Source organism: Chthonobacter albigriseus (genome assembly GCF_013839445.1).
Taxonomy (GTDB): domain Bacteria; phylum Pseudomonadota; class Alphaproteobacteria; order Rhizobiales; family Pleomorphomonadaceae; genus Chthonobacter; species Chthonobacter albigriseus.
In genome coordinates, this window is the sequence record NZ_JACDIT010000007.1 from 176,345 (window position 1) to 199,359 (window position 23,015).

The following is a 23,015-nucleotide window of genomic DNA, read 5'->3' on the forward strand; positions in this document are numbered from 1 at the left end:
CGTCCGCGCATCGTCGCGAGCCCCGTTCTCGGCTCCCTCGAACACCATCCCGAAGGGACGGAAGAGGGTGCCATCTTGGCCGCTCTCGTATACCGAGGCGAGGATTCGGGCTCCTGCTGGATCTTTTAAGTGGCCTTGCCGGGCAATGCAAGCGAGGACGACACAACAACACTGGTCCGTATCGCCAAATCATGCGATCAGCAGGTGTTTCTGGTCGTTCGATCCGCCGGTTGCACAGTCGGGTAAGGTCTCGTTAACCCATTGCGGGTAGGCGGGCGGATGGTGCGCTGCTACACTCGCGCCCAAATCCGGGAGTGTTCCTTGACGCGTGCCATAGCCGCGCTGGCCTTCTTCGTCGCCTGCTGCCTCTCGCCGCTCTACGCCGCTGCGCAGACGGAGGGAAGCGCCGTGCCGCCCCCCGTCTCCAGCGGCGGGCCGGTTCCGGTTGCCAATGACGCGCGCGTCGCCGGCGACGAAGAGCGTACGCGGTTCATCCTGGACCTCTCCGCCGACGTAGAGATCGGCGCCTTCACGCTCGGCGATCCCTACAGGGTGGTGATCGACCTGCCGGAGGTCGCCTTCGAGCTTCCCACGGATGCCGGGCTGACGGGGCGCGGGCTGGTCACCGGCTGGCGCTACGGTCTGTTCGCCCGCGGCCGGTCACGAATCGTGCTCGACACCACGATGCCGGTGAAGATCGACAAGGCCTTCGTCCTGGCGGCCGTTGAAGCGCAGCCGGCCCGACTTGTCGTGGATCTGGTGCGCACCACGCCGGCTGAGTTCCAGGCGGAATTGCAGAAGACCGCGATGACCCGCGAGGCCTCCAACACTGTGGATGCGGGGAAGGGCGACCTGCTCGGCATGGCGCCGTCACAGCGCCGGGCCAAACCGCTCGTGATGCTGGATCCTGGACACGGCGGGCTCGACGCGGGCGCCACCGCGCAGAGCGGCGTCCTGGAGAAGGACATCGTCCTGAAGTTTGCCTTCGAGCTCAAGCAGCGGCTGGAAGCGACCGGCAAAGTCGACGTGGTGATGACCCGCGAGGATGACCGCTTCATCCCGCTGCGCGAGCGCGTACGAATGGCGCGCGACCAGGCGGTGGACCTTTTCGTGTCGGTGCATGCCGATTCGACCCGCGAGGACTTCGTCCGCGGCACCACGGTCTACACGCTGTCGGAGAAGGCGTCCGACACCGCAGCGGCGGCGCTGGCGGCCAAGGAGAACGCGGCCGACTCCATTGCCGGTCTGGAAAGCAAGGAGGATACCGACGAGGTCAGCGACATCCTGATGGACCTGACGCGCCGGGAGACACGGACGTTCTCCTCGGCTTTCGCCAACAACCTCGTCACCGAACTCTCCAACACCACGCGGATGATCAAGAATCCGCACCGTTCGGCGGGCTTCTGGGTGCTGAAGGCTCCCGACGTTCCTTCCGTGCTCGTGGAGATCGGCTATCTCTCCAACGCCGAAGACGAGAAGCTGCTGACGTCGGACGATTGGCGGACGAAAGTCAGCGAAGCGGTGGGTAACGCCGTCATGCGCTTCTTTGGACCCAAGTTCGCGGCAGCCAACCCCTGACAATCCGTTGTATTTTGTGGCATGGGTGCAACGAGGCGGTCCCACGTTCGCCATAAACCCGGACAAGGGTGGCGCATAAGGGAACCCGGCCCGGCGCTTCGGCCTTCTGCACCCAGGCGGAACGCAGGTCGAAGCCGCCCCGGGGATGTGTGCAGCCGATCCGGATCGCAGGGCGTCCGGACGGTTTGGAGAGACGACTGGTCATGATTTTCGTGCGGTTCTTCGGCTGGCTGTTTGCGATCGGGGCCTTCATGTTCCTGATCGTCGCCGGGGGCGTGGCGGCCTATCTCGCCTCGATGAACCGCGACCTGCCGGACTATACCCAGCTGAAGAAGTACGAGCCGCCGGTGATGACCCGGCTGCATGCCGCCGACGGCCAGCTGGTGGCCGAGTATGCGCGCGAGAAGCGCCTGTTCCTGCCGATCCAGTTGATCCCGGAGCGGGTCAAGCACGCGTTCCTTTCCGCCGAGGACAAGGACTTCTACAGCCATCCGGGCGTCGACATGGTGTCGATCGCTGCGGCCATGGTGAAGAACGTCGAGCTGGTGTCCGCGGGGCGCCGCCCGGTCGGTGCGTCGACGATCACCCAGCAGGTCGCCAAGAACTTCCTCTTGACCAACGAGCAGTCGATCGAGCGCAAGGTGAAGGAGGCGCTGCTGGCGCTCCGCATCGAGCAGGCCTTCACCAAGGAGCAGATCCTCGAGCTCTACCTCAACGAGATCTATCTCGGCCTCGGCGCCTACGGCATCGCCGCCGCGTCGCTCACCTACTTCGACAAGTCGGTGGCCGAGCTCGACCTGGCGGAGGTGGCCTATCTCGCCGCGCTGCCGAAGGCGCCGAACAACTACAACCCCTACAAGTTCGCGGACCGTGCCAAGGAGCGCCGCGACTGGGTTCTCGACCAGATGGTGTCGAACGGCTACGCCAAGCCGGAGGAGGCTGCCGAGGCGAAGCTGAAGCCGATCGAGGTGGTCAACCGGAACCGCGGCGCGAGCGTCTTCGCGGCCGACTACTTCGTCGAGGACGTCCGGCGGCAATTGCTCGCGATGTACGGCGAGAAGGGCCTCTACGAGGGTGGCCTCTCGGTGCGCACCACACTCGATCCCAAGGTCCAGGTGATGGCGCGCAAGGCCCTGCAGAAGGGCCTGATGAAATACGACATGGAGCGCGGCTGGCGCGGTCCTGTCGCCACGATCGACATGTCCGGAGACTGGGGCATCGCGCTCGCCGCCGTTCCCGCACTCTGGGATCTGCCGGAGTGGCGGCTGGCGGTCGTGCTCTCGGCCGGCGAGAGCGAAGCGGTGATCGGGCTTCAGCCGGCGAAGACGCCGACCGGCAAGGTCGTCGTCGATCGGGAACGTGGCGTGGTCCCCCTGCAGGAGGTCACCTGGGCGAAGTGGGCCACCGGTCCGCGCAAAGGCGCCAAGGTCTCCGCGGTGTCCGACGTACTCACGCCCGGCGACGTCGTCTACGTGGAGAAGATCGGCTCCGGCGGCAGCTATCGGCTGCGTCAGGTGCCGGAGATCTCTGGCGCGCTGGTCGCGATGGACCCGACAACCGGCCGCGTGAAGGCGATGGCCGGCGGCTTCTCCTACGCCCAGAGCGAGTTCAACCGCGCCACGCAGGCGATGCGGCAGCCGGGCTCGTCGTTCAAGCCGTTCGTCTACTCGGCGGCGCTCGACAACGGCTACACGCCCGCCTCCGTGGTGCTCGACGCACCGATCGAGGTGGACCAGGGCGCCGGCCTCGGCCTCTGGAAGCCGTCGAACTATGGTGGGGGCTTCGGCGGCCCGTCGACGCTGCGCACCGGCATCGAGCGTTCGCGCAACCTAATGACCGTGCGCCTCGCGCAGGACATGGGCATGCCGCTGGTGGCCGAGTACGCCAAGCGCTTCGGCGTCTACGACAACATGAAGCCGATGCTCTCCTTCTCGCTCGGCGCCGGCGAGACGACCGTGCTCAGGATGGTCAACGCCTACTCGATGATCGCCAACGGCGGCCGCCGGGTGCAGCCGACGCTGATCGACCGCGTCCAGGATCGGTTCGGCCGCACGGTCTACAAGCACGACCAGCGCATCTGCGAGGGCTGCAACGCGGAAGGCTGGCGCGGCCAGGACGAGCCGCAGTTGATCGACGAGCGCGAGCAGGTGCTCGACCCGATGACGGCCTACCAGATCACCTCGATGATGGAGGGCGTCGTCCAGCGCGGCACCGCCACCGTGGTGAAGAGCCTGAACCGGCCGATCGCCGGAAAGACGGGCACCACCAACGACGAGAAGGACGCCTGGTTCGTCGGCTTCACGCCGGACCTCACCGTCGGCGTCTTTCTCGGCTACGACACGCCCAAGCCGATGGGCCACGGCTCGACCGGCGGCCAGATGGCGGCGCCGGTGTTCCGCGACTTCATGCAGGTGGCGATGGCCGGCCAGCCGCCGGTGGAGTTCCGCGTTCCGGACGGCATGTCGCTGATCCCGATCGACAAGAAGACGGGCATGCGCTCCTACGGCGGCGACGGCACGATCATCGAGGCCTTCAAGCCGGGCACCGGGCCGGCCGATACCTACGACATCATCGGCTACGACGGCGGCTTCTACGAGGGGCCGACCACCGTCAACCCGGAGGCCGACCGCGCCGCCGTGAGCGGTACCGGCGGGCTCTACTGACCGCCGCTGCAGGCGGTTTACATCCTTGCCGCCCGTCCCTATGTTCCGCCCGCCGCGCTTTTCCGCGCGGCGGACCGTCCGGCGTCGGCGAGCGGGCGGAACCGATCAACCTCCCTTTCGAAGGATACGTCATGCGTACCGAGATCGAGGCCATCGTCGACGAGATCAAGCAGGGTATGGCCCTGCTGAGGAGGCATCTTTGACTGGGACAAGTCCCAGCAGAGAATGGCCGAACTGAACGGTTTCGTCGAAGATCCGAGCCTCTGGAACGACCCGGAGCGCGCGCAGAAGATCATGCGCGAGCGCACCGACCTGGAGAGCCGGATCAACGGCTACCTGCGCCTCGAGCGCGACCTGAAGGACAATGTCGAACTGATCGAACTCGGCGAGATGGAGGACGACCAGACGGTCGTCACCGATGCCGAGAATGCGCTGCGCGGCCTCAAGGATGAGGTCACCCGGCAGCAGATCGAATCAATGCTCTCCGGCGAGGCCGACGCGAACGACACCTATCTGGAAGTGAATGCCGGCGCGGGTGGCACGGAGAGCCAGGACTGGGCCAACATGCTGTTGCGCATGTACACCCGCTGGGCCGAGAAGCGCGGCTACAAGGTGGAGCTCCTCGAGGAGCACGACGGCGAAGAGGCGGGCATCAAGAGCGCCACCATCGTCGTCAAGGGCCACAACGCCTATGGCTGGCTCAAGACGGAGTCGGGCGTGCACCGGCTGGTGCGCATCTCGCCCTTCGATTCGAACGCGCGGCGGCACACGTCGTTCTCGTCCGTCTGGGTCTATCCGGTGGTTGACGATCGGATCGAGATCGAGATCAACGAGAGCGAGTGCCGCATCGACACCTACCGGGCACAGGGCGCCGGCGGCCAGCACATCAACACCACCGACTCGGCCGTGCGCATCACGCATCTGCCGACGGGTATCGCGGTGTCGTGCCAGTCGGAACGGTCGCAGCACAAGAACCGCGCGACTGCCTGGGCGATGCTGCGGGCGCGTCTCTACGAACTGGAGTTGAAGAAGCGCGAGGAGAAGGCGAACGCCGAGGCGGCTTCCAAGACCGACATTGGCTGGGGCCACCAGATCCGGTCCTACGTCCTGCAGCCCTACCAGATGGTCAAGGACCTGCGCACCGGCCACGAGACCAGCGACACCGGCGGCGTGCTCAACGGCGACCTCGACCCCTTCATGGAGGCGACGCTGGCCATGCGGGCCTTCGGGACCCAACGCGGCGAAGTTCGCGATATCGACTGACCGCAAAGGAATGGCCCGGGACCTCGTCGGTCCCGGGCCCTTTCAGCCGAACAGGTGCGGTGAGTTGTGTCGGCTGTCAGTGCAAAAGCTTTTTGATCTGGCGGCCGGCCGTCAGATAGGTCATCGGGTTGACGGCGGTGCCGTTCACGCGGGTCTCGTAGTGCAAGTGCGGGCCGGTCGAACGGCCGGTCGAACCGACCTCGCCGATGATGGCGCCGCGGGCGACCTTCTGGCCCAGCTCGACCTTGATCTTGGACAGGTGGGCGTAGCGCGTGGTCAGCCCGTGGCCGTGGTCGATCTCCACCATGTTGCCGTAACCCCCATTCCTGCCCGCCGTGACGACGGTGCCCGGCGCGGTCGCCGCCACGTCGCGGCCGGTCGGGGCGCGGAAGTCGATGCCGGCGTGAAAGGCGGTCGAGCCCAGAAAGGGATCGGAACGGGAGCCGAAATTCGAGGTGACCGAGCCGGAGGCGAGCGGCGCCACGACAGGGAGCTTGCCCACGGCCTTGCGGATCACTCCGAGCTTCTCGAAGGCGGCCGACGCGTCGGCCATCGCGGAGGCGAGCGCTTCCGGACTGTTCATCGGAATGAACGGTCCGCCGAGCGCCTCGTCCACCCTGTCCGACTTGACCGAGGCGGTCTTGGCGACGTTCACCGTGACGCCGAGCCGCTCGACGATCGTCGCCACCTGATCGGCGCGGGTTTCGGCGGCATTGGCGATCGCCTGAACGGCAGCGGCCTGCTCGGCGGTCATGCGATTGAGATCGCTGGCGAGCGCCTTCAGGTCGGGCTTGCCGTCCGGTCCCACCGGCACGGTCGCCGAGGATTCGCCGAGGGCGGCGAAACGGCGCTCGATGTCGGCCGCGGTGGTATCGGCGGCATAGCTGTCGGCGGTGCTGCCGGTGATCGACGGATCGGCGGCCGCGCGGTCGTCGGCGGTTGCCGCGTCGTCCAGGAGACCGCTGGAGCGCGCTTGGTCCAGCAGCGTGGAGACCGCCTTCTGCCGATCGTCGAGATTGCGCTGGGCAGCGAGAAGGCGCTCGACCTTCTCGTCATAGGCGACCTGATCGAGGAGCTGGCGCGAGGCGATCTTGTCGATCTCGGATCGTAGCGAGGCGATGCGGTCCTCGTAGGCCTGCTGGAGATCGGCCTTGCGGGTGAACGATGCGTTGATCAGGTCGTCGCGGAAAAGCAGATAGGCGGTCGAGCCGATGTAACCGACCGACAGGGCGATGCCGCAGATGGCGACCAGCCCGGCGATCCACGGCCGCACCGTGTAGCTGCGCGCGTCGTCTCCCTTGACCACCACGATGCGCCGTGTCGCCTGAGGGCGCGGGCGGTACCGATCTTCGGCGCGTTCTCTCGCCATGGGAGTGTTCTCCAACCAACGCACGCTTCTTCTGAAGTCGTGAGTTGATTAGAAACGGTTAGGGTTAACAAAGATTTATTCGCATGCACCGGGGCGTTAGCCGGTGAGGCTGGCCAGCGGCTTGTAGAAACCGGGGGTGAGGCCGGCCTCCGATCGGGCGCGATCGTTGAACGGAGGCTTGAGCGGGCCGCGGAAGTAGGTTCGCACCAGGGCGTGGAAGGCCGGCTCGGGCGCGCGTCGCTCCCGATCGCAGCGGAAGCGGAACCACTTGGCTCCGAAGGCCACGTGGCGTTTCTCGTCGCGGTAGATCACGTCGATGATGCCGGCCGTGGCCTCGTCGCCGGCGGCGCGCAGCTTGTCGCTCATCGAGGGCGTCACGTCGAGGCCGCGGGCCTCCAGGACGAGGGGTATCACCGCCAGGCGCGCCGTCAGGTCGTGACCGGTCGACTCCGCGGCCTGCCATAGGCCGTCGTGTGCGGGCAGGTCCCCGTAGGCGGCGCCGAGCTCCTTCAGCCGGCGGTCCAGCATGGAAAAGTGCTTGGCCTCCTCCAGCCCGACCTGGACCCAGTCGTCGAAGAAGGAGCGCGGCATGTCCTCGTCGATGAAGCGGCCGACGAGGTCCCAAGTCAGGTCCACGGCGTTCAGCTCGATGTGCGCCAGCGAATGGACGAGCGCGATCTTGCCGGCGCCGTCACCGCCGCGCGCGCGGCGGGGCATGTCGCGCGGGGCGAGGAGAACGGGCTTGTCCGGCCGACCGGGTCGCGGCGGCATGGCCGCTGCGGTGCGGCCGGATCCCCGCGCCAGGCGGCGGGCATACCAGTCGCGCGCGGTGCGGTAGGCGAGGGCGACCTTGTGGCCGAGGTCGGCCGTCGAAACGATCTGCCGCGACCGCTCGTAGAGGGTATCGCCGAGCACGATGTCGGGCAGTTCGGTGGGGGACGACGGGACCTCGACCATCGCGGCCTCAGAGCGCCTTGGCGGCGGCGAGCACTTCCTCGGCGTGGCCGGGAACCTTCACCTTGCGCCAGACTTTGGCAACCTTGCCGTCGCGACCGATCAGGAAGGTGGAGCGATCGACACCCATGTAGGCCTTGCCATACATCGACTTCTCGACCCAGACGCCATAGGCTTCGATGACCTTGCGGTCCTCGTCGGCGCCCAGCGTGATGGCGAGCTCGTACTTGCCGCGGAATTTCTCGTGGCTTTTGGCGCTGTCGGGCGAGATGCCGATCACGGTCGCGCCGATGGCGTCGAACTGGTCCTTCAGGCAGGAGAAGCCGATCGCCTCCTTGGTGCATCCGGAGGTGTCGTCCTTGGGATAGAAGTAGACAACGACCGGCTTGCCCTTGAGGGCGGAGAGGGAAACGGAACCCGCACCGTCGGTCGGGAGCGTGAAGTCGGGGGCCGGGCTGCCTTCGGTCACGGCATCGGTCATCGCGGTGGTCCTTCGCAATCGGTTGGCTGGAAGTCCGGGTTGTTCTGGCACCCGGCGGGACCGTTACGCAAGCCGGGGGCGGGTGGATCTTTGGGGGTTGCCGGTGCTTGCCACCGGAAAAACCGCATCCTGCGTTGACGCGGGGCGAAGCGGTGTGCGAACCCGACGAACGGGAGGAAGGTACCTGATTTGAACAGCGGACCGGATCCGGAGAACGGCTACGAGGGCGCGCATCATCCCACGCCGCGAGGGCGCGGCAGGCGGTGGCCGCTCGCGGTCGCCGGTCTGGTCCTGCTTCTCGGTCTCGCCATCGGCGCGCTGTTCGTTCGCCTGCTCTCGGGTCCCCTCTACACCGACCTTGGAACCCAGCGGATCGCGACGGCGCTCGCCGCCGCGTTCGGCCCGGAGGCGCAGGCGACGGTCGGCGTCGTAGGCATGCGGATCGCAGCCGACTTCAAGCCGGAGATCCACCTGCGGGATATCTCCGTCAACGTGCCCGGCCGCGCCTCGGCCTCGATCGACACGCTGGCCGTGACCACCAGCTGGGCCACCCTGCTCGGCCGGGATACGGCGCTGAAGCGGGTGATCGTCGACCACGTGTTCCTGGAGACGGTGGAGAACGACGCGCCGATCCCGGCGATTCCCGATCTGATCGCCACCATCGACCGCGGCCTCGGCCGCACCGGACTCGATTATCTCGACGTCGACGCCATCACGATCACCCGGCGGAGCGGCGAGACGGCACGACGCACCGTCCTGGAGAAGGCCGCGGTGACCGCGGAACGGGCCGGCGAGCGGGTCGAGGCGGTTCTCGTGGGGGAGGGGCTGACCGGGCCGTGGTCGGTCCAGGCGAGCGTCGGACCGGGCGAGGGGAGCAGCGCGCGGCTCGTCGACCTGCAGGCCAACGGCTTCGACATCGCCGATCTCGGCGCCCTGGCGGGCGAGACCACCCCGCTGGCCTACGGTCCGGCGACATTCACGGGGCGGATCGGCCTGACGGAGGGCGGCGCCATGGTGGAGGGCGACGGACAGCTGACCGTCGGGCCGGTGGAAGAGGGCGGCGAACAGGCGGGCGTGCTGCTCGGCCGCAGCCGGCTGGAGGTCCGCTGGCGGCCGGAAGACCGGACCCTGGTGATCGATCCGTCGCCGGTGGTGGTTCCGGGCGGCCACGGCATCCTGACGGGAACGGTCGGGCTTCCCGGCGGCACGGGTACCAGCTGGCCGTTCAAGCTCAAGCTGATCGCCCATACCGGCAATACGCCGACGGCCTCCGGTGACCTGTCCGGCCGCTACGACCCGGGCGCCGGCGAACTGGTGGTCGACCAGTTCACCGCCAGCGGTCCCGGCGCCAGCTTCGCTGCGGCGATGAGGTTCAACCATGGGCGCGGGCATGTGGCCGGCGCCCTGTCGGGCGTGTTCCCGACTTTGTCCGTGGACGCCTTGAAGACGCTGTGGCCGGGGGCGATCTCGCCGCAGGCGCGGTCGTGGGTCACCCGGCACGTGAGCGCCGGCCTGATCAAGGACGCTACCGTCGACCTGTCCGTGGCTGACGACGCAGTCGGCGGGCCGGGCACGGCGGCGGCGCTGAACTTCCGCTTCGAGAGCCTTGCCTTCAGTCCGCTCGACGACGGCCCTCCCATCATCAACGCTTTCGGCACCGGAACGCTGGTCGGCAATCGACTGGAGATTACGCTCGACCGCGGTCTGGTCGACCTCGGTCAAGGCCGCACGCTCGAGGCGGCCCGCGGCAGGTTCATCATCGCCGACATCGGGCCGGATCCGACGATCGGCGAGGTCGAGCTGTCACTGGCGGGCCCGGCGGAGAACGCCGTGGCACTCTGGGAGCGGCTCCCGCTTTCAGACGACGTCGATTTGCCGGCGGCGTCGGATGCGGTATCCGGTTCAGCCGAGGCGGATATCCGCCTCAGGCTGCCCCTGATCAAGGACATTCCTGCCTCGCAGGTCACTTTCGGCGGCGAGGTCCGGTTCGCCGATCTTGCCATCGCCGAACCGATGGACGGGCGCACCATCCGGGACGGGGAAATCACGATCGCACTGCAGGGCGGTATGGCGGCGATCACCGGGACTGCGTCCGTGGACGGCGTCAAGGCGGAGATCGACATCGCCCGGCCTTTGAAGGGGAACGCCGGCGGGTCGTCGGCGGTGCGGCTGGTGCTCGGCGACGACGACCGCGCCAAGCTCGGGCTCGATGCATCGGGGCTCCTGTCGGGGCCGGTGACGGTGACCGTCGAGGACCAGAAGGGGACGGACGGCGAAACGCTCCAGCAGGTCACCGCCGACCTCACGAAGGCGAGCATCAGCGTGCCGGCCATCGGCTTTGCGAAGGCGAAGGGCAAGCCGGGCAAGGCGACCTTCACGCTTCGCAAGACCGGCAGCCGGACGACGGTGGAGGCCATCGTCCTGGAGGGTGGCGGCGCCCGACTGGAGGGCAGCCTCGCGCTGGACGGAAACGGTGCGCTGGTTTCGGCGGCTTTTCCGCGCGTGCGCCTGTCGCAGAGCGACCGGATCGCGGTCAAGGTCACGCGGGCGGACAAGGGCTACAAGGTCGCGATCACCGGAGACCGCTTCGACGCGCGCACCTTCATCCGCCAGCAGTGGAAGAAGGGCGACGAAGGGGCCGAGATCGGTGCGCCGCTGGAACTCGACATCGAGGTCGGCTCGGTGACCGGGTGGGGCGAGGAGGCGCTTGCCGGCGTAAACATCGCGGCACGGGTGGTGGACGGGCGGACGCGAGCGCTGTCGTTCACCGCGCAGACCGCCGGCGGCGGGTCGGCGTCGGCCACCGTCACGCCGGCAGGCGGCCAGCGCCGCGTGGAGATCGAGGCCGGCGAGGTGGGGCGTTTGATGCGCTTCCTCGACCTCTACCCTCGGATCTACGGCGGGCGCGCCCGGGTCACCGGCGTGATCGAGCCGTCCGGCCTGTTCACGGCCACCGTGGACGGCAGCCGCTGGCGGATCGTGGAAGAGCCGGCGCTGGCGCGGCTGTCGAAGGCCGTCACGGACGGACCGGCGGCCGGTACGACGACCGCCGACATCAAGCGGCTCATCTTCCAGATCCGCTTCGCCCTCGGCGTGCTGCAGATCGAGGACGGTATCGTGAGGGCCGACACGGCCGGCCTGTCGATCCAAGGCGACATCGATTTCCGGCGGGACTCGCTGCGCCTGTCCGGTTCCTATCTCCCGGCGAGCGCGCTCGACAGCCTCCTCGGCAAGATCCCCATCCTCGGCCAGACGGTGTTCGCAGGGGGGCGGGCAGGGCTGTTCGGCGTCACGTTCCGACTGACCGGTCCGGTCGACGACCCGACGCTGTCGGTCAACCCACTGTCGGTCATCGCGCCGGGCATCTTCCGCAAGCTGTTCGAACTCGGCTGACGGGGAACGGCACGCGGCGAACGGGATCGGGTTGAAGACGATCTGCCCTTTGTCCGGCTTCCGCCGTCGCTCGCGACGGCGCAGCTAGATTACGGCGAGCGGGGTCAGTTCCCGAGCCACCCTACGGCTGCAGCTCCTCGGGAAGCGGCGGGGGCCGGAAGACGACACTCATGCTCACCCGATCGTTGGAGGACATGAAGGGATCATTGACGAAATAGGGCTCGGTGGAAGCCCGGCCGACCACCGAACTGATGTTTTCATCGGAAAGCCCGGATCGGGTGAGGATCGCACGCACCATATTGGCCCGGTCGGCGCTCAACTCCCACGGCCCGTAGACGGGGTCGGCGTAGCGCCCGCCTGCGGCCGTATGGCCCGCAATGGTGACCTGGGCGTGGAGGCGCTGCAGGATCGGAGCGATTGCTGCGACCATGATGTTCGCAGGGCCGAGCGGAACCTTCGACCCGTCCGCGAACATCCGCCGCCCATCCTGGTCCACGATCTCGATGTCGAGGCCGGTGTCGGTGACTTCGATCTGGAAATTGTTGAGGTAGGGCGTCACCTCCGGCATCGCCTGCAGCGCCTGCCGGATGCTGGCCGCCGCGCTATGGTACGCCTTCTCGGCCGCCGCCGGACGGTTGGAGTCGCTATCACCGGCACTGCCCTGGCCACCATCGGCCTTCCCGGCGGCGCCGATCGCCGCATCGCGAGGCATGGAGGGGTCGCGCCGGCTTATGTCGGGTCGCGCGCCCGACGACTGGTTGCCGGAATGGGCGATGGCATTGCCGTTCAGGACGCCGCCTGCGCCGCTTGTGCTCTCACTCAGAGCCGCTGGCGTAAAGTATTCCGCCAGGCCGACCTTCTGCTCCGGCGTCGTCATGCTGATCAGCCACATCAGCAGGAAGAACGCCATCATGGCGGTCACGAAGTCGGCATAAGCAATCTTCCAGGCTCCGCCATGATGCGCATGGGCGGCCTTCTTGACCTTCTTGACGATGATCGGCTGATTTGACTTGGCCATCGTGTTACCGCGTTGAATGACGTCAGATATTTGCTGGCACTTCGGAGGTTGCCGCCTCTACTTCGCTGTACGTCGGGCGGACGTCGCTCATCAGGGCCTTGCGGGCAAACTCCACCGCCATCACCGGCGGCTGTCCGCCGATATGGGCCAGAAGGCCCGCCTTGAGGGACTGGAAGTATTTGGATTCAGCCTCGAAGATGCTCTTGAGCGACTGCGCCATGGGCCCGAAGAAGCCGTAGGCGACGAAAACGCCGAAGAAGGTTCCGACCAGCGCGCCGCCGATCAGATGTCCCAGCACCTCCGGCGGCTCGGTGATCGCCCCCATCGTCTTGATCACGCCGAGCACGGCGGCGACGATGCCGAGCGCCGGGGTTCCGTCGGCGATCGACTGCATGGCCGCGACGACCCGCTCCTGCTCCTGGTGGTGCGTCTCCAGTTCCTCGTCCATGAGATCGGAAATCTGATAGACGTTGTCGGCGCCCATGGTCACCATGCGCATGTAATCGCAGACGAACTCGACCGCATGATGGTTTGCTGCAAAAGTCGGGAAGGCGTTGAACAGCGTCGACTCGTGCGGATCTTCAATGTGCTTTTCGAACTCGAGCAGGCCCTTCTGCCGCACGAACTTGTACATGGCATACTGCATTGCCAGGAGTTCGACATAGGCCGCACGCTTGTACTTGGGACCCTTCACAAGCGTGAGGAGCATCGAGGGCACGGCCTTGAGCACCGGCGCAGTGTTGCCGATGATGAAGGCACCGATCGCGGCACCCAGGATGATGACGAACTCGAACGGCTGCCAAAGAACCTCGATATGGCCGCCCATCGCCATATAGCCGCCGAATACGCAGGCGAAGACGACGATTACACCGACGATCAAACGCATTGAAATGCCACCCTCGCGCCGAAGCAGGTCCGGCCTTTGCGAAGCCAGTTCTAATCTGCAGTGTTCCCTATCCACCTTAATGTCGAGTTTCGGACCATAAGCCTGAAGGCATTCGCCCCGGGCATCTTCCGAAAACTGTTCAAACTCGGCTGGTGGCGTCAGCCGATCAGGGAACAGCGGGGACGCGTCATGACACCGCCTGCTCAGTCCCGCCGGTTCGCGGTGGAGGCCACGGCGAGCGTCGGAACCCGCCCAGCCGTGCGGGCGGGCGACCGGGCGGCCGCAGGGCGCGACTCCGCCTCGATCAGTCGCGAGAACCAGGCGATCGTGGGCGGAAGGCCGCGGGCGAGCTGGATCTTCGGCGCCCAGTCGAGCAGTTCCTTGGCCCGTGTCACGTCCGGACGGCGGCGCCGCGGATCGTCCTGCGGGAGCGGCTCGTGGACGATGCGGGACGTCGAGCGGGTCATGGCCAGCACCAGTGCGGCCAGTTCGTTGATGGTGAACTCGCCGGGATTGCCGAGATTGACGGGCTCGCGCGGATTGTCCGCCACTGTTGCCAGCCGGACCAGGCCGTCGACGAGATCGGAGACGTAGCAGAACGACCGCGTCTGCTCGCCGGTGCCGTAGATGGTCAGCGGCTTGCCGGCGAGAGCCTGACAGATCAGGTTCGAGACGATCCGTCCGTCGTCCGGCTGCATGCGCGGACCATAGGTGTTGAAGATCCGCGCCACGCGGACGTCCGTCCGGCCGTGGCGCAGGTAGTCGAAGCAGAGCGCCTCGGCCGCCCGCTTGCCTTCGTCGTAGCAGGCGCGCGGCCCGGTGCAGTTGACGTTGCCCCAGTAGGCCTCCGGTTGCGGGTGGAGCTCGGGATCGCCGTAGATCTCGCTGGTCGAGGCCTGGACGAAGCCGGCCCGGTTCGCCTCGGCGAAGGCCAGAAGGTGGTTGGTGCCGACGACGCAGGTCATCATCGTGTGGACGGGATCGGCCTGGTAGCGCGGCGGCGACGCGGCGCAGGCGAGGTTGAACACGAGGTCCGCGGTCAGTCCGGGCGGCAGCGGTTCGCAGATGTCATGCTCCAGGAACTCGAAGCGGGTTTCCTTGGTGAGACGCTGCAGGTTGCCTCGGGAGCCGGTCTGCAGATTGTCGAGGGCGATGACGCGCCAGCCGCGCCGGATCAACTGCTCGCAGAGGTGCGAACCCAGAAAACCGGCCCCGCCGGCGACGAGGGCGGTCCGGTCCGATCCGGCGAGAGCACTGGTCTGAAGGTTCATCGCTTGGAATTCCTTCCTCTTGCTGTGAGGGAGCCGCGGGATCGGAGGGTTGGGTGCGGTTCAGAGCGCTCCGACGCGCACGGCGGCGGCAGCAGGTCTTGCCTCTGGAGTGGCCAGACGTAGGGCGGCAAGCAGGTCCCGCGCGCGGGCCGTGCCGGTGTGGTGGGCGAGCACGCGGCGGCGCGCGGCGTCGGCGACTGCGCGGCCCGATTCGGCGCCCGCCGTCTCCAGGAGGCGCACGACATCGGCCGGGTCGGTGGCGACGACGATCGCCTCTTGCGGCGGGAAGATCTCGTCGAGGCCCGGCCAGGCGTCGCTGACGATCGGGGTGCGGCAGGCGGCTGCCTCGAACAGGCGGACGCTCGGCGACCAGCCGGATGCGATCATGTCGGCGCGGGTCACGTTCAGCGTCCAGCGCTGGCGGCTATAGAAGGCGGCGTGTGCGGCCGGCGGCAGGTGATCGATGCGCTCCACGTTCGCCGGCCAGTCGATCGAGTCGGGGTACTGCGGCCCGGCGACCACGAAGCGCCGGTGCGGCAACCGGCGCGCGGGCTCGATCAGCAGCCGCTCCAGCGTGGGCTGGCGATCGGAACTGAAGGTGCCGAGATAGCCGAGGTCCCAGCGCGGCGGTTCGTTCAGGGGACGATAGAGCGTCTCGTCGACCGAGCAGAACAGTGCTGCCGCGCGACGGGCGCCGAACTCGCTCTCCAGCCGGTCCAGCGTCGGGCCGCCCGCGAACGAGAGATAGAGGTCCACCAGCGGGATCTGGCGGCGCTCCAGGTACTCCTCGTCGCAGCGTCCCAGTTTGGCGAGGGTCACCGGCGTGTCGATGTCGTAGAAGGCGACAGTGCCTCGGGCCGTCTCCAGCACGGCGTCCAGAACCGCGACGCCCTCCGGCACGTAGGATCCGACGATCACCGCATCCGCGCGGCGGATCCGCTCGCCGAAGCGGGAGAGCAGGTCGGGGATGCCGGTGTAGAGCGCGAGATCGCAGAAGTCCGGGTCGGCGAGGTCCCGGTTGGCGGCATACCACGGCACGTCCCGCTCCAGGAAAAGGACGCGGTGACCGAGCCGGTGCAGACCCTTTAGAAGCGCGCGGAAGGTGGTCGCGTGGCCGTTCCCCCACGAGGAGGAGAGCGATAGCCCGAGGATGACGATGTCTTGCGGGCCGGCCGTCATGCCGCCACCTCGGCGCGGCGCGCGGCGACGGCATCCACCAGGATCCGGTCGACGGTTTCGGCGCGGCGGTCGTAGGTGTGTTCGGCAAGGACGCGTGCCAGCGCGTTGCGGCCGATCTCCCGGGAGCGGGCCATGTCGAGTCCCTTCAGGGTCTCGGCCACATCCTTGCCGTCGCGGACCACCAGAACCTCGTGGTCGGGCTTCAAAAACAGCTCGATGCCGGTCCAGTGGTCGGTCATCAGGCAGGCGCCCGCGCCCGCCGCCTCGAAGACGCGGGTCGGCGGCGAGAAGCCGACGGCCGCCATCGATTCTCGGTTGATGTTGAGCACCGCCTTCGGCGTCACGTTGAGCGCGTTGTGATCGCGAGTGGCGACATGCCCGAGCCAGGCGACGTTGGGCGGCAGGCTGCGGTCGCCCCAGCCGGAACCGCCGAGCAGGAACTTCTGATGCCATAGCGCCTTGGCCGGCTCCAGGAAGAACGTGTCGACGCGCGCCTCGCGGTCCGGCAGCCGGTTGCCTAGAAAGGCGAGGTCGGCCGAAAAGCGAGGATCCGGTTCGACGGGATGATGCGTCTGCGGGTCCAGCGCGTTGTAGATCGGAATGCAGGCGCGGGCGCCGATCGCCCGGTAGGCCGAGACGACGGGGTCGCCGCCGCCGTAGGTCATCACCATGTCGATGCGGTCGAGCGTGCGCCGAAGCACGTGGTCGGGCGCGGCGCGGACCTCGGCCAGGGTCGCGGGAGCGTCGACATCCCAGAAGATGCGGACGGCCTCGGGAGACGCCGCATCGAGCAGGGCCTCCAGCAGCGCGTCGTCCTCGAAGCCGACGCCGCTTGCCTTCACCACGACGTCGAAGCCGCCGGCCTCTGCCGTCGCCCGCTTCAGCGCCTCCATGGTGCCGTCATAGACGACGACCTCGCACCAATCCGGCGGATCGATGTCGCGGTTCTGCTGGCGGTCGTAGACATCCGGCTCGAAGAAGGTGACCCGGTAGCCTCGGCCGGCGAGCGCCCGGATCAGGCCGCGGTAGTAGGTGGCGGCGCCGTTCCAGTAGGACGACAGGAGGCTGGATCCGTAGAATGCGATGGTCGGCTTTTCGGTCGATCGCAGCGTCATTCGGCGGCCTCCTTGTCGAGGATGAGGGTCTTCACGCGGCTGGTCCCGCAGTCGGCCAGCACGTCGAACAGTTCGTTCACCCGATGCCGGCAGGTGTGGCGTTCCTCGATGGTGTGAAGCCCCGAGGAGGCCAGCCCGGCCGAGAGGTCGTTGTCGTTGAGGAGATCGCGCATCAGGCGCTTCATCTCCTCGCCGTCTTTGGCGAAGAGGAAGTCCTCTCCCGGCCGGAACAGCCCCTCGGCGTCGTCCCAGGGTGCGGAGATCAACGGGATGCCGCAGGCGAGCGCCTCGAAGACCCGGATCGTCGGGATCCCCGGCAGGCTCTCCACGTAAGGCCGGCGCGGAACGTGGACGGTCAGGGCGTATCGGGCGAAGGTCTGCGGCACCCGCACGTTCGGCAGCCAGCCGCCGTAGCGAATGCCGGCCGCCTCCAGATCGCGCAGCGCCTCGTCGGGGTAACGCACGCCATGGACCAGCGCCTTCAGCTTGAGGTCGCGCACCGGGTCGATCAGGAACTCGTGCAGTTCGCGGGTGCGCTCGTCATCGCCCCAGTTACCGATCCAGACCAGGTCGCCCTCGCCGACGAGGTTGACGCTGGGCTTGAAGCGGCGGGTGTCGGCGGCCTCGTGCCAGGTGTAGACGGTTCTCCCCCAGCCGGCCTTCAAATAGCGTTGCCGCAGGGTCTCACCGAAGGCGAGCACGCCGTCGTAGTCGGCAAGCCCGAGGTCCGCGATCGCCTTCTCCTCCGAGACGGCCCGGTGATGCGTGTCATGGAAGAGCAGGGTGAAGTCGCCGCCCCCGCGTCGGATCCGGCCGACGTGGGCGACGATGTCGGGATCGGTCCACTCGTGGACGATCACCACGTCCGCGTCGGCCAGCACGCTCGCATGGTCGAAGCCGGGTCCGTAGGTCACGGAGAGCAGGTCGGGGAACTCGCGGTAGAAATCGGCGACCACCGTGTCGCCCTGATCCTGGAGAAGGTTCTGGCGGCTCCACCCGTCTTCCGGCTCGAGCGCGACGGCTTGGTGCCCACGCGCAACGAGGTCGCTGAGCACGCCGCGCAGGAAGTGCGCGTTGCCGTGGTTCCAGTCCGAGATCAGGGAATGCGTGTAGAAGACGAAATTCATGATCACTCCGCGGCGGAGGCGTGTTTGAGCGAGCCGGTCCGGCAGACCTCGGCATAGACGGCTACGAGGCCGTCGATCTGGGCATCGGGCGAATAAGCCTCGGCGCGCCCGCGGGCCCGACCGGCGAAGTCGGCGCGCAACTCCGGGTCGGCGGCCAGTCGGGCAATGGCGCCGGCGAACCGTCCGGGGTCATGCGGGTCGGCGAAAATAGCTGCGCCGTCCCAGATCTCCCGGAAAGTGGGGATATCTGCGCAGACCAGCGCGCAGCCGGCTTGGGCGGCTTCCATGGGGGCGAGGCCGAAGGGTTCGTAGACGGATGGCGCGACGAAGATGCCGGCGCGGGCCATCAGGGACCGCACCTCCGCTGCGGGCAGTTCGCCCGGCGCCTCGGCGTGGTTCAGCACGGTGGCCGTGCCGGCGGGCGAGACGAGGCTGCCGGCCATCACCACCGGCCAGGGCGACAGCGCGGCGGCGCGATCGAGTACGCGGCCGTTCTTGCCCTCGTCCCACCAGCGCGCGGCAGCGAACACGAAGTCACGCTTCTCTGCAGGGGCGACGTCCCAGCGGACTGCGTTGGGAACCGCACGGAGATTGGTCAGCGGCCCGTAGACATCCTCGACCGCCGCCGCGTGGCTACGGCTCGGCGCGATCACGGCGTCGGCCGCCAGCAGCCCGCGCCGGGTGCGATCGGCCTGCCAGGCCCAGGCTACGGGCGGTTCGGTGCCGCGTACGGCGCGGAACCACGTCGCCACGCAGGAGTGTGCGACGACCACGACCGGGCAGGGCAGGCTGAGGCCCACCGCCTGCGAGGGAACGTTGAGATGCACCAGGTCTATGTCCAGGGCTTCGACGAGCTCCGGCAGACGTCCGGCGAGGCCGTCGAGGTCCGCTTCGTCCGCCGCCATCCAGTCGAGCGGCTCATCCACGTGGATCAGGGAGGTGGCGGAAAGCGCCCGGACATCGGCGAGATGGCGGCCGTCGGGTGCAGGACCGAGACAGGCCAGCACCACTTCGATCCCGCGGTCATTCAGGCCGGCTGCCGCGTCCACCGCCCACCGCCAGACTCCGCCGACCGCATCCGCCGTCATCAGGATGCGCCGGGGTCCGCCGAAGCCGGGGACGGGCGCCGCAGGGTCGGACGCCGAACTCAGTGACCCGAGCAGCATGCACCCTCCAGTTCGCGGAGCGGAAGCGGGCGCTCATCCTGGATGTCGCTGAAGGCGGTGAAGGCCTTCAGGTAGTGCTCGTGCGCACGCTCCCAGGCTTCGTCGTCCGGCTCGCCCCAGAGCTGCCGATAGGTCGGCGAAGCGGGGTAGGGGTAGAGCGGCACCGGCTCGTTGGCCCACACGCCGGCGGCGATCAACCGCTCGCGCCAGGCCTTCACCATGTCCGCCTCGTCCTCCTCCATCCCGATCAGGTTGGCCTGGACGAAGGGCACGTGCCGGCGGGCCTCGATCAGCAGGTCGGCGAGTTCCTCCGTGGTGAGTCGGCAGCGCTTGGCCAGCAGCTCGCGGCCTTCCACCGTCAGGCTCTCCACGCCCGCCTCGATCGAGACGCAACCGGCGCGGCCGAGAAGCTCGAGCAGGTCGGGTTTCCAGAGGTCGATGCGGGTCTGGATGCCGAACTGGATGGTCCGTTCGACCAGTCCTTCCAGCAGCGGCTTCTGAGGCAGGAAGATCTCGTCCACGAAGTAGACGTAACCGGCGCCTTGCGCGATGAGCCCATCGATCTCCGCGAGCACCGCGTCGACATCCCGGCGGCGGTACTTGTCGCGGAAATCGATCTTGGCGCAGAAGGTGCAGTTGTAGGGGCAGCCGCGCGAGGCCTCGACCTCCGCGCCGAAGCCCGTCTGCACCGCGTCGAAGCGATGGTGGTGGTGCGGGTGCCCGGCGATCCACTCCGCCGGCCAGTGAAGCGGCGGATGGTCGACGAAGATGGACGCGTGGACCGGGCCGACGCTGACCAGCCGGTCGTTGTCGAGATAGGCTGTGGACGAGACGCCCGCCCAGCTTTCCGCGTCCGCCAGGGCCGCCACGATCTCCTCGCACTCGCCCCGCACCACGATATCGACGCCGAGCTTGCGAAGCGTCGGCGCGGGCGTGGTGGAGCCATGCGGGCCGACAGCCACGGTACGCCCACCGCGACCGGCAAGACGAGCCAGGAAATCGCCGGGGACACGCAGTTCCGGCTGGGCGCAGCGCCAGAACAGGTAGGTCGGCGCCGTCGTCACAACCGTGATGTCCGGCGAGAAGGCCGAGACACGGTCCGCGAGGTCCTGGTTGGAAAGGCCCTGCAGCTGGCCGTCGAGCATCAGCACCTGATGGCCGGAGCGCTCCAGCAGCGCTTTCGAATAGCCCAGCTCCAGCGGCAGGTGGGCGTGCCGGCAGCCGAAATAGATGCTGCCCTCGTAGCTCCAGGCCGGGTTGACCAACGCGATCTTCTTCCGCGCCGCTGTCATGCCATCACTCTCCGGGTATCGAGGGGCCGATCGCCGACGGGCAGGCCGAGCGCGTCGGCAGCAGTCCAGCTTTCCAGCCAACGGGCGAGGTCCATCAAGCCCTCGCGCCAATGCACCGATGCGTGCCAGCCGGCCGCCTGCGTCAATCGCCTCGTATCGGCGACGAACCAGACCTGATCTCCCTTGCGCCAATCGTCGAAATGCAGCTCGGGCTCGCGATCGAGACGGCGGCCGATGTCGTCCAGCACCTGGCGCAGGCTGACGGCATTCCGAGGGCCGCCGCCGAGGTTGAAGGCCTGTCCTGCTACGGCATCGATCCGGTCGAGAACCAGACGATAGGCCTTCACCGCGTCAGCCACATGAAGGACGTCGCGCACCTGGTGGCCATCGCCGTAGATGGTGATCGCCTCGCCGCGCAGTGCGCGGATCAGGAAATGGGCAAGCCAGCCCTGGTCTTCGGTGCCGAACTGGCGGGGGCCGTAGATGCAGCTCATCCGGAGCACGGCCGTCGGCAGGTCGTAGGACTTGGCGTAATCCAGCACGTACTGGTCGGCGACGCCCTTGGAGCAGCCGTAGGGCGTGCAGAAGTCGAGGTTCCGCGTCTCCGGAATGCCGTGGGTGCGCAGGTCCTCGTTCTCCGGCAGCCAGCGCTCGCCGTCCGAGGCGAAGAGCACGTCTTCCAGGCCGCCGTAGACCTTGTTGGTGGAGGAGAAGACCACCGGCACCCGCCGGTCCAGGGCGCGCACGGCCTCCAGCACGTTGAGCGTGCCGGCCGCGTTCACCTCGAAGTCGGCGACCGGATCGACCAGGCTTGTCGTGACCGCCACCTGCGCGGCGAAATGGAAGACGGCGTCCGCGTCGCGAAGCGCCGCGGCAAGGCCGCGGGCGTCGCGAACGTCGACGGCGCGATGCTCCACCATGGGGCCATGGCGGTCGATCAGCCAGGCGAGGTTGGCCTCGACGCCGGGCCGGGCCAGCGTGTCGATCACCGTGACGCGCCATCCGTCGCAGAGGAAGCTCTCCGCCAGATTGCAGCCGATGAAGCCCGCGCCGCCGATGATGGCGACGCGGCCGGCCTCGCGATCGAGCGCCATCATGACACCAGGCCCCGGGCTTCCAACTGGCGGCGCATCTCGGTGCCGCGGTCGGTCGCCTCGGCCGCCTTCACCCAGGCGGCGAACTCGTCGAGGCTGTCCTCCAGCGCATATTCCGGCTCGAAACCGAGCAGGTCGCGCGCCTTGGAGATGTCCGCGAAGCAGTTGCGGATATCGCCGGCGCGCGCCTTGCCCATGATCTCCGGGCGGATGTGCGGCACGCCCATCGCCTCGGCGACCAGCTCGGCAACCTCCGCCACGCGGTAGGACCGACCCGAGCCGACGTTGATCACGTGGCCGGCGGCGCGCGGCTGCTCCATCGCCAGGCGGAACGCGCGAGCGACGTCGCGGACGTGAACGAAGTCGCGCCGCTGCTGGCCATCTTCGAAGATCATCGGCGGCTGGCCGTTGATCAGGCGCGAAGCGAAGTTGGCGAGCACGCCGGTGTAGGGATTGGACAGCGCCTGGCCGGCGCCGAACACGTTGAACAGCCGCAGCGCGACCGCCTCCACGCCGTAGGCTTCGCCGAAGATCAGCACCTGGCGTTCCTGGGCATATTTGGTCAGCGCGTAGATGGAGGCGAGGTCGACCGGCTTCTCTTCGTCGGTCGGCACTGGGATCAGATTGGCTCCGTTCTCGGCCACCAGGTCCCACTCGCCTGCCTTCACCCGAGCCGGGTTGCGGCGAACGCGGTCGACGTGGTTGCCGTTGACCAGGCTGTAACGGCCCTCGCCGTAGACGCTCATCGAGGACGCGACCACGATGCGCCGCACCGGCCGCTCGATCATCTGCTGCAGGAGGACGGCGGTGCCGACATCGTTGCCGCTGACGTAGCGCTCGATCTCGTACATGCTCTGGCCGACGCCGACCTCGGCGGCGAGGTGAAAGACGCCGGAGACGCCCTCGAGCGCGCGCGCGACTGCGGCGTGGTCGCGGACATCGCCTTCGATGAACTCGACGTCCTCGTGCCCGGCGCCGGACCCGCCGGGGCCGTGCACCTGCTCGACGAGCGAGTCGAGGACCCGCACTTCGTATCCGTGTTCGAGAAGGTCTTTGGCGAGGTAGCGGCCGATGAAGCCCTGTCCACCGGTGATGAGTACTTTTGCCACGTGTGAGGCTCCCCGTGGGGCTTTTGTGTGGGCGAAGCTCGTGCCCCAGTCGAACGG

At 67.9% G+C, this 23,015-nt stretch carries 17 protein-coding genes; 4 read left to right on the top strand and 13 right to left on the bottom strand.

Going from position 1 to position 23,015, the window contains the following annotated elements; genetic code table 11:
* The first annotated feature begins 321 nt into the window (after window positions 1–321).
* From HZ321_RS17510 to prfB, 3 genes are all read left to right on the top strand, one after another.
* Window positions 322–1,578, top strand: coding sequence for an N-acetylmuramoyl-L-alanine amidase (locus HZ321_RS17510; RefSeq protein WP_181703684.1), 1,257 nt, complete (start codon window positions 322–324; stop codon window positions 1,576–1,578).
* A 203-nt stretch (window positions 1,579–1,781) separates the two neighbouring features.
* The gene (locus HZ321_RS17515) at window positions 1,782–4,241 is read left to right on the top strand and encodes a penicillin-binding protein 1A (protein ID WP_181703685.1); all 2,460 of its coding nucleotides are present in this window, start codon (window positions 1,782–1,784) and stop codon (window positions 4,239–4,241) included.
* Between the two features lie 131 nt (window positions 4,242–4,372).
* A protein-coding gene (prfB, locus tag HZ321_RS17520; RefSeq protein ID WP_181703686.1) for a peptide chain release factor 2 occupies window positions 4,373–5,504 on the top strand; the annotation gives its coding sequence in 2 pieces (ribosomal slippage) (window positions 4,373–4,441 and window positions 4,443–5,504; 1,131 coding nt in all).
* A 76-nt stretch (window positions 5,505–5,580) separates the two neighbouring features.
* On the opposite strand, the gene HZ321_RS21870 is transcribed toward prfB, so the two are convergent.
* From HZ321_RS21870 to HZ321_RS17535, 3 genes are all read right to left on the bottom strand, one after another.
* On the bottom strand, window positions 5,581–6,873 hold the full coding sequence (locus HZ321_RS21870) for a M23 family metallopeptidase (RefSeq protein WP_181703687.1): 1,293 nt from the start codon (window positions 6,871–6,873) through the stop codon (window positions 5,581–5,583).
* Between the two features lie 96 nt (window positions 6,874–6,969).
* On the bottom strand, window positions 6,970–7,830 hold the full coding sequence (locus HZ321_RS17530; protein WP_181703688.1) for a ferritin-like domain-containing protein: 861 nt from the start codon (window positions 7,828–7,830) through the stop codon (window positions 6,970–6,972).
* Between the two features lie 7 nt (window positions 7,831–7,837).
* A complete protein-coding gene (locus tag HZ321_RS17535; protein WP_181703689.1) occupies window positions 7,838–8,308 on the bottom strand; it encodes a peroxiredoxin in 471 nt (156 codons plus the stop codon).
* A 189-nt stretch (window positions 8,309–8,497) separates the two neighbouring features.
* Here HZ321_RS17535 and HZ321_RS17540 point away from each other — a divergent pair, with 189 nt between their 5' ends.
* On the top strand, window positions 8,498–11,701 hold the full coding sequence (locus HZ321_RS17540) for an AsmA-like C-terminal region-containing protein (protein WP_181703690.1): 3,204 nt from the start codon (window positions 8,498–8,500) through the stop codon (window positions 11,699–11,701).
* A 121-nt stretch (window positions 11,702–11,822) separates the two neighbouring features.
* Here the strand turns inward: HZ321_RS17540 and HZ321_RS17545 are convergent, their stop codons facing one another.
* The 10 genes from HZ321_RS17545 to HZ321_RS17590 form a co-directional block, all read right to left on the bottom strand.
* Window positions 11,823–12,719, bottom strand: a complete 897-nt coding sequence (locus HZ321_RS17545) for a flagellar motor protein MotB (RefSeq protein ID WP_181703691.1) — start codon at window positions 12,717–12,719, stop codon at window positions 11,823–11,825.
* A 22-nt stretch (window positions 12,720–12,741) separates the two neighbouring features.
* Complete coding sequence (gene motA, locus HZ321_RS17550; protein ID WP_342343871.1) at window positions 12,742–13,680, bottom strand: flagellar motor stator protein MotA; 939 nt, start codon at window positions 13,678–13,680, stop codon at window positions 12,742–12,744.
* A gap of 128 nt (window positions 13,681–13,808) precedes the next feature.
* Window positions 13,809–14,876 (bottom strand): UDP-glucuronic acid decarboxylase family protein, encoded by a 1,068-nt coding sequence (locus HZ321_RS17555; RefSeq protein ID WP_181703692.1) that lies wholly within the window; start codon window positions 14,874–14,876, stop codon window positions 13,809–13,811.
* A gap of 60 nt (window positions 14,877–14,936) precedes the next feature.
* Window positions 14,937–16,055 carry a CgeB family protein gene (locus tag HZ321_RS17560; protein ID WP_181703693.1) on the bottom strand — a complete coding sequence of 373 codons (1,119 nt, stop codon included), beginning with the start codon at window positions 16,053–16,055 and terminating at the stop codon, window positions 14,937–14,939.
* On the bottom strand, window positions 16,052–17,170 hold the full coding sequence (locus tag HZ321_RS17565) for a CgeB family protein (RefSeq protein ID WP_181703694.1): 1,119 nt from the start codon (window positions 17,168–17,170) through the stop codon (window positions 16,052–16,054). Before HZ321_RS17565 ends, HZ321_RS17560 begins: the two co-directional genes overlap by 4 nt.
* The gene (locus tag HZ321_RS17570) at window positions 17,167–18,297 is read right to left on the bottom strand and encodes a CgeB family protein (protein WP_181703695.1); all 1,131 of its coding nucleotides are present in this window, start codon (window positions 18,295–18,297) and stop codon (window positions 17,167–17,169) included. Before HZ321_RS17570 ends, HZ321_RS17565 begins: the two co-directional genes overlap by 4 nt.
* 2 nt (window positions 18,298–18,299) lie before the next feature.
* The gene (locus HZ321_RS17575; RefSeq protein WP_244635959.1) at window positions 18,300–19,463 is read right to left on the bottom strand and encodes a glycosyltransferase family 4 protein; all 1,164 of its coding nucleotides are present in this window, start codon (window positions 19,461–19,463) and stop codon (window positions 18,300–18,302) included.
* Window positions 19,445–20,755, bottom strand: a complete 1,311-nt coding sequence (locus HZ321_RS17580) for a TIGR04295 family B12-binding domain-containing radical SAM protein (protein ID WP_181703696.1) — start codon at window positions 20,753–20,755, stop codon at window positions 19,445–19,447. The genes HZ321_RS17575 and HZ321_RS17580 overlap by 19 nt, the downstream gene beginning before the upstream one ends.
* Window positions 20,752–21,852 (bottom strand): NAD-dependent epimerase/dehydratase family protein, encoded by a 1,101-nt coding sequence (locus HZ321_RS17585; RefSeq protein ID WP_181703697.1) that lies wholly within the window; start codon window positions 21,850–21,852, stop codon window positions 20,752–20,754. The genes HZ321_RS17580 and HZ321_RS17585 overlap by 4 nt, the downstream gene beginning before the upstream one ends.
* On the bottom strand, window positions 21,849–22,958 hold the full coding sequence (locus tag HZ321_RS17590) for an SDR family NAD(P)-dependent oxidoreductase (RefSeq protein WP_181703698.1): 1,110 nt from the start codon (window positions 22,956–22,958) through the stop codon (window positions 21,849–21,851). Before HZ321_RS17590 ends, HZ321_RS17585 begins: the two co-directional genes overlap by 4 nt.
* Window positions 22,959–23,015 lie beyond the last annotated feature (57 nt).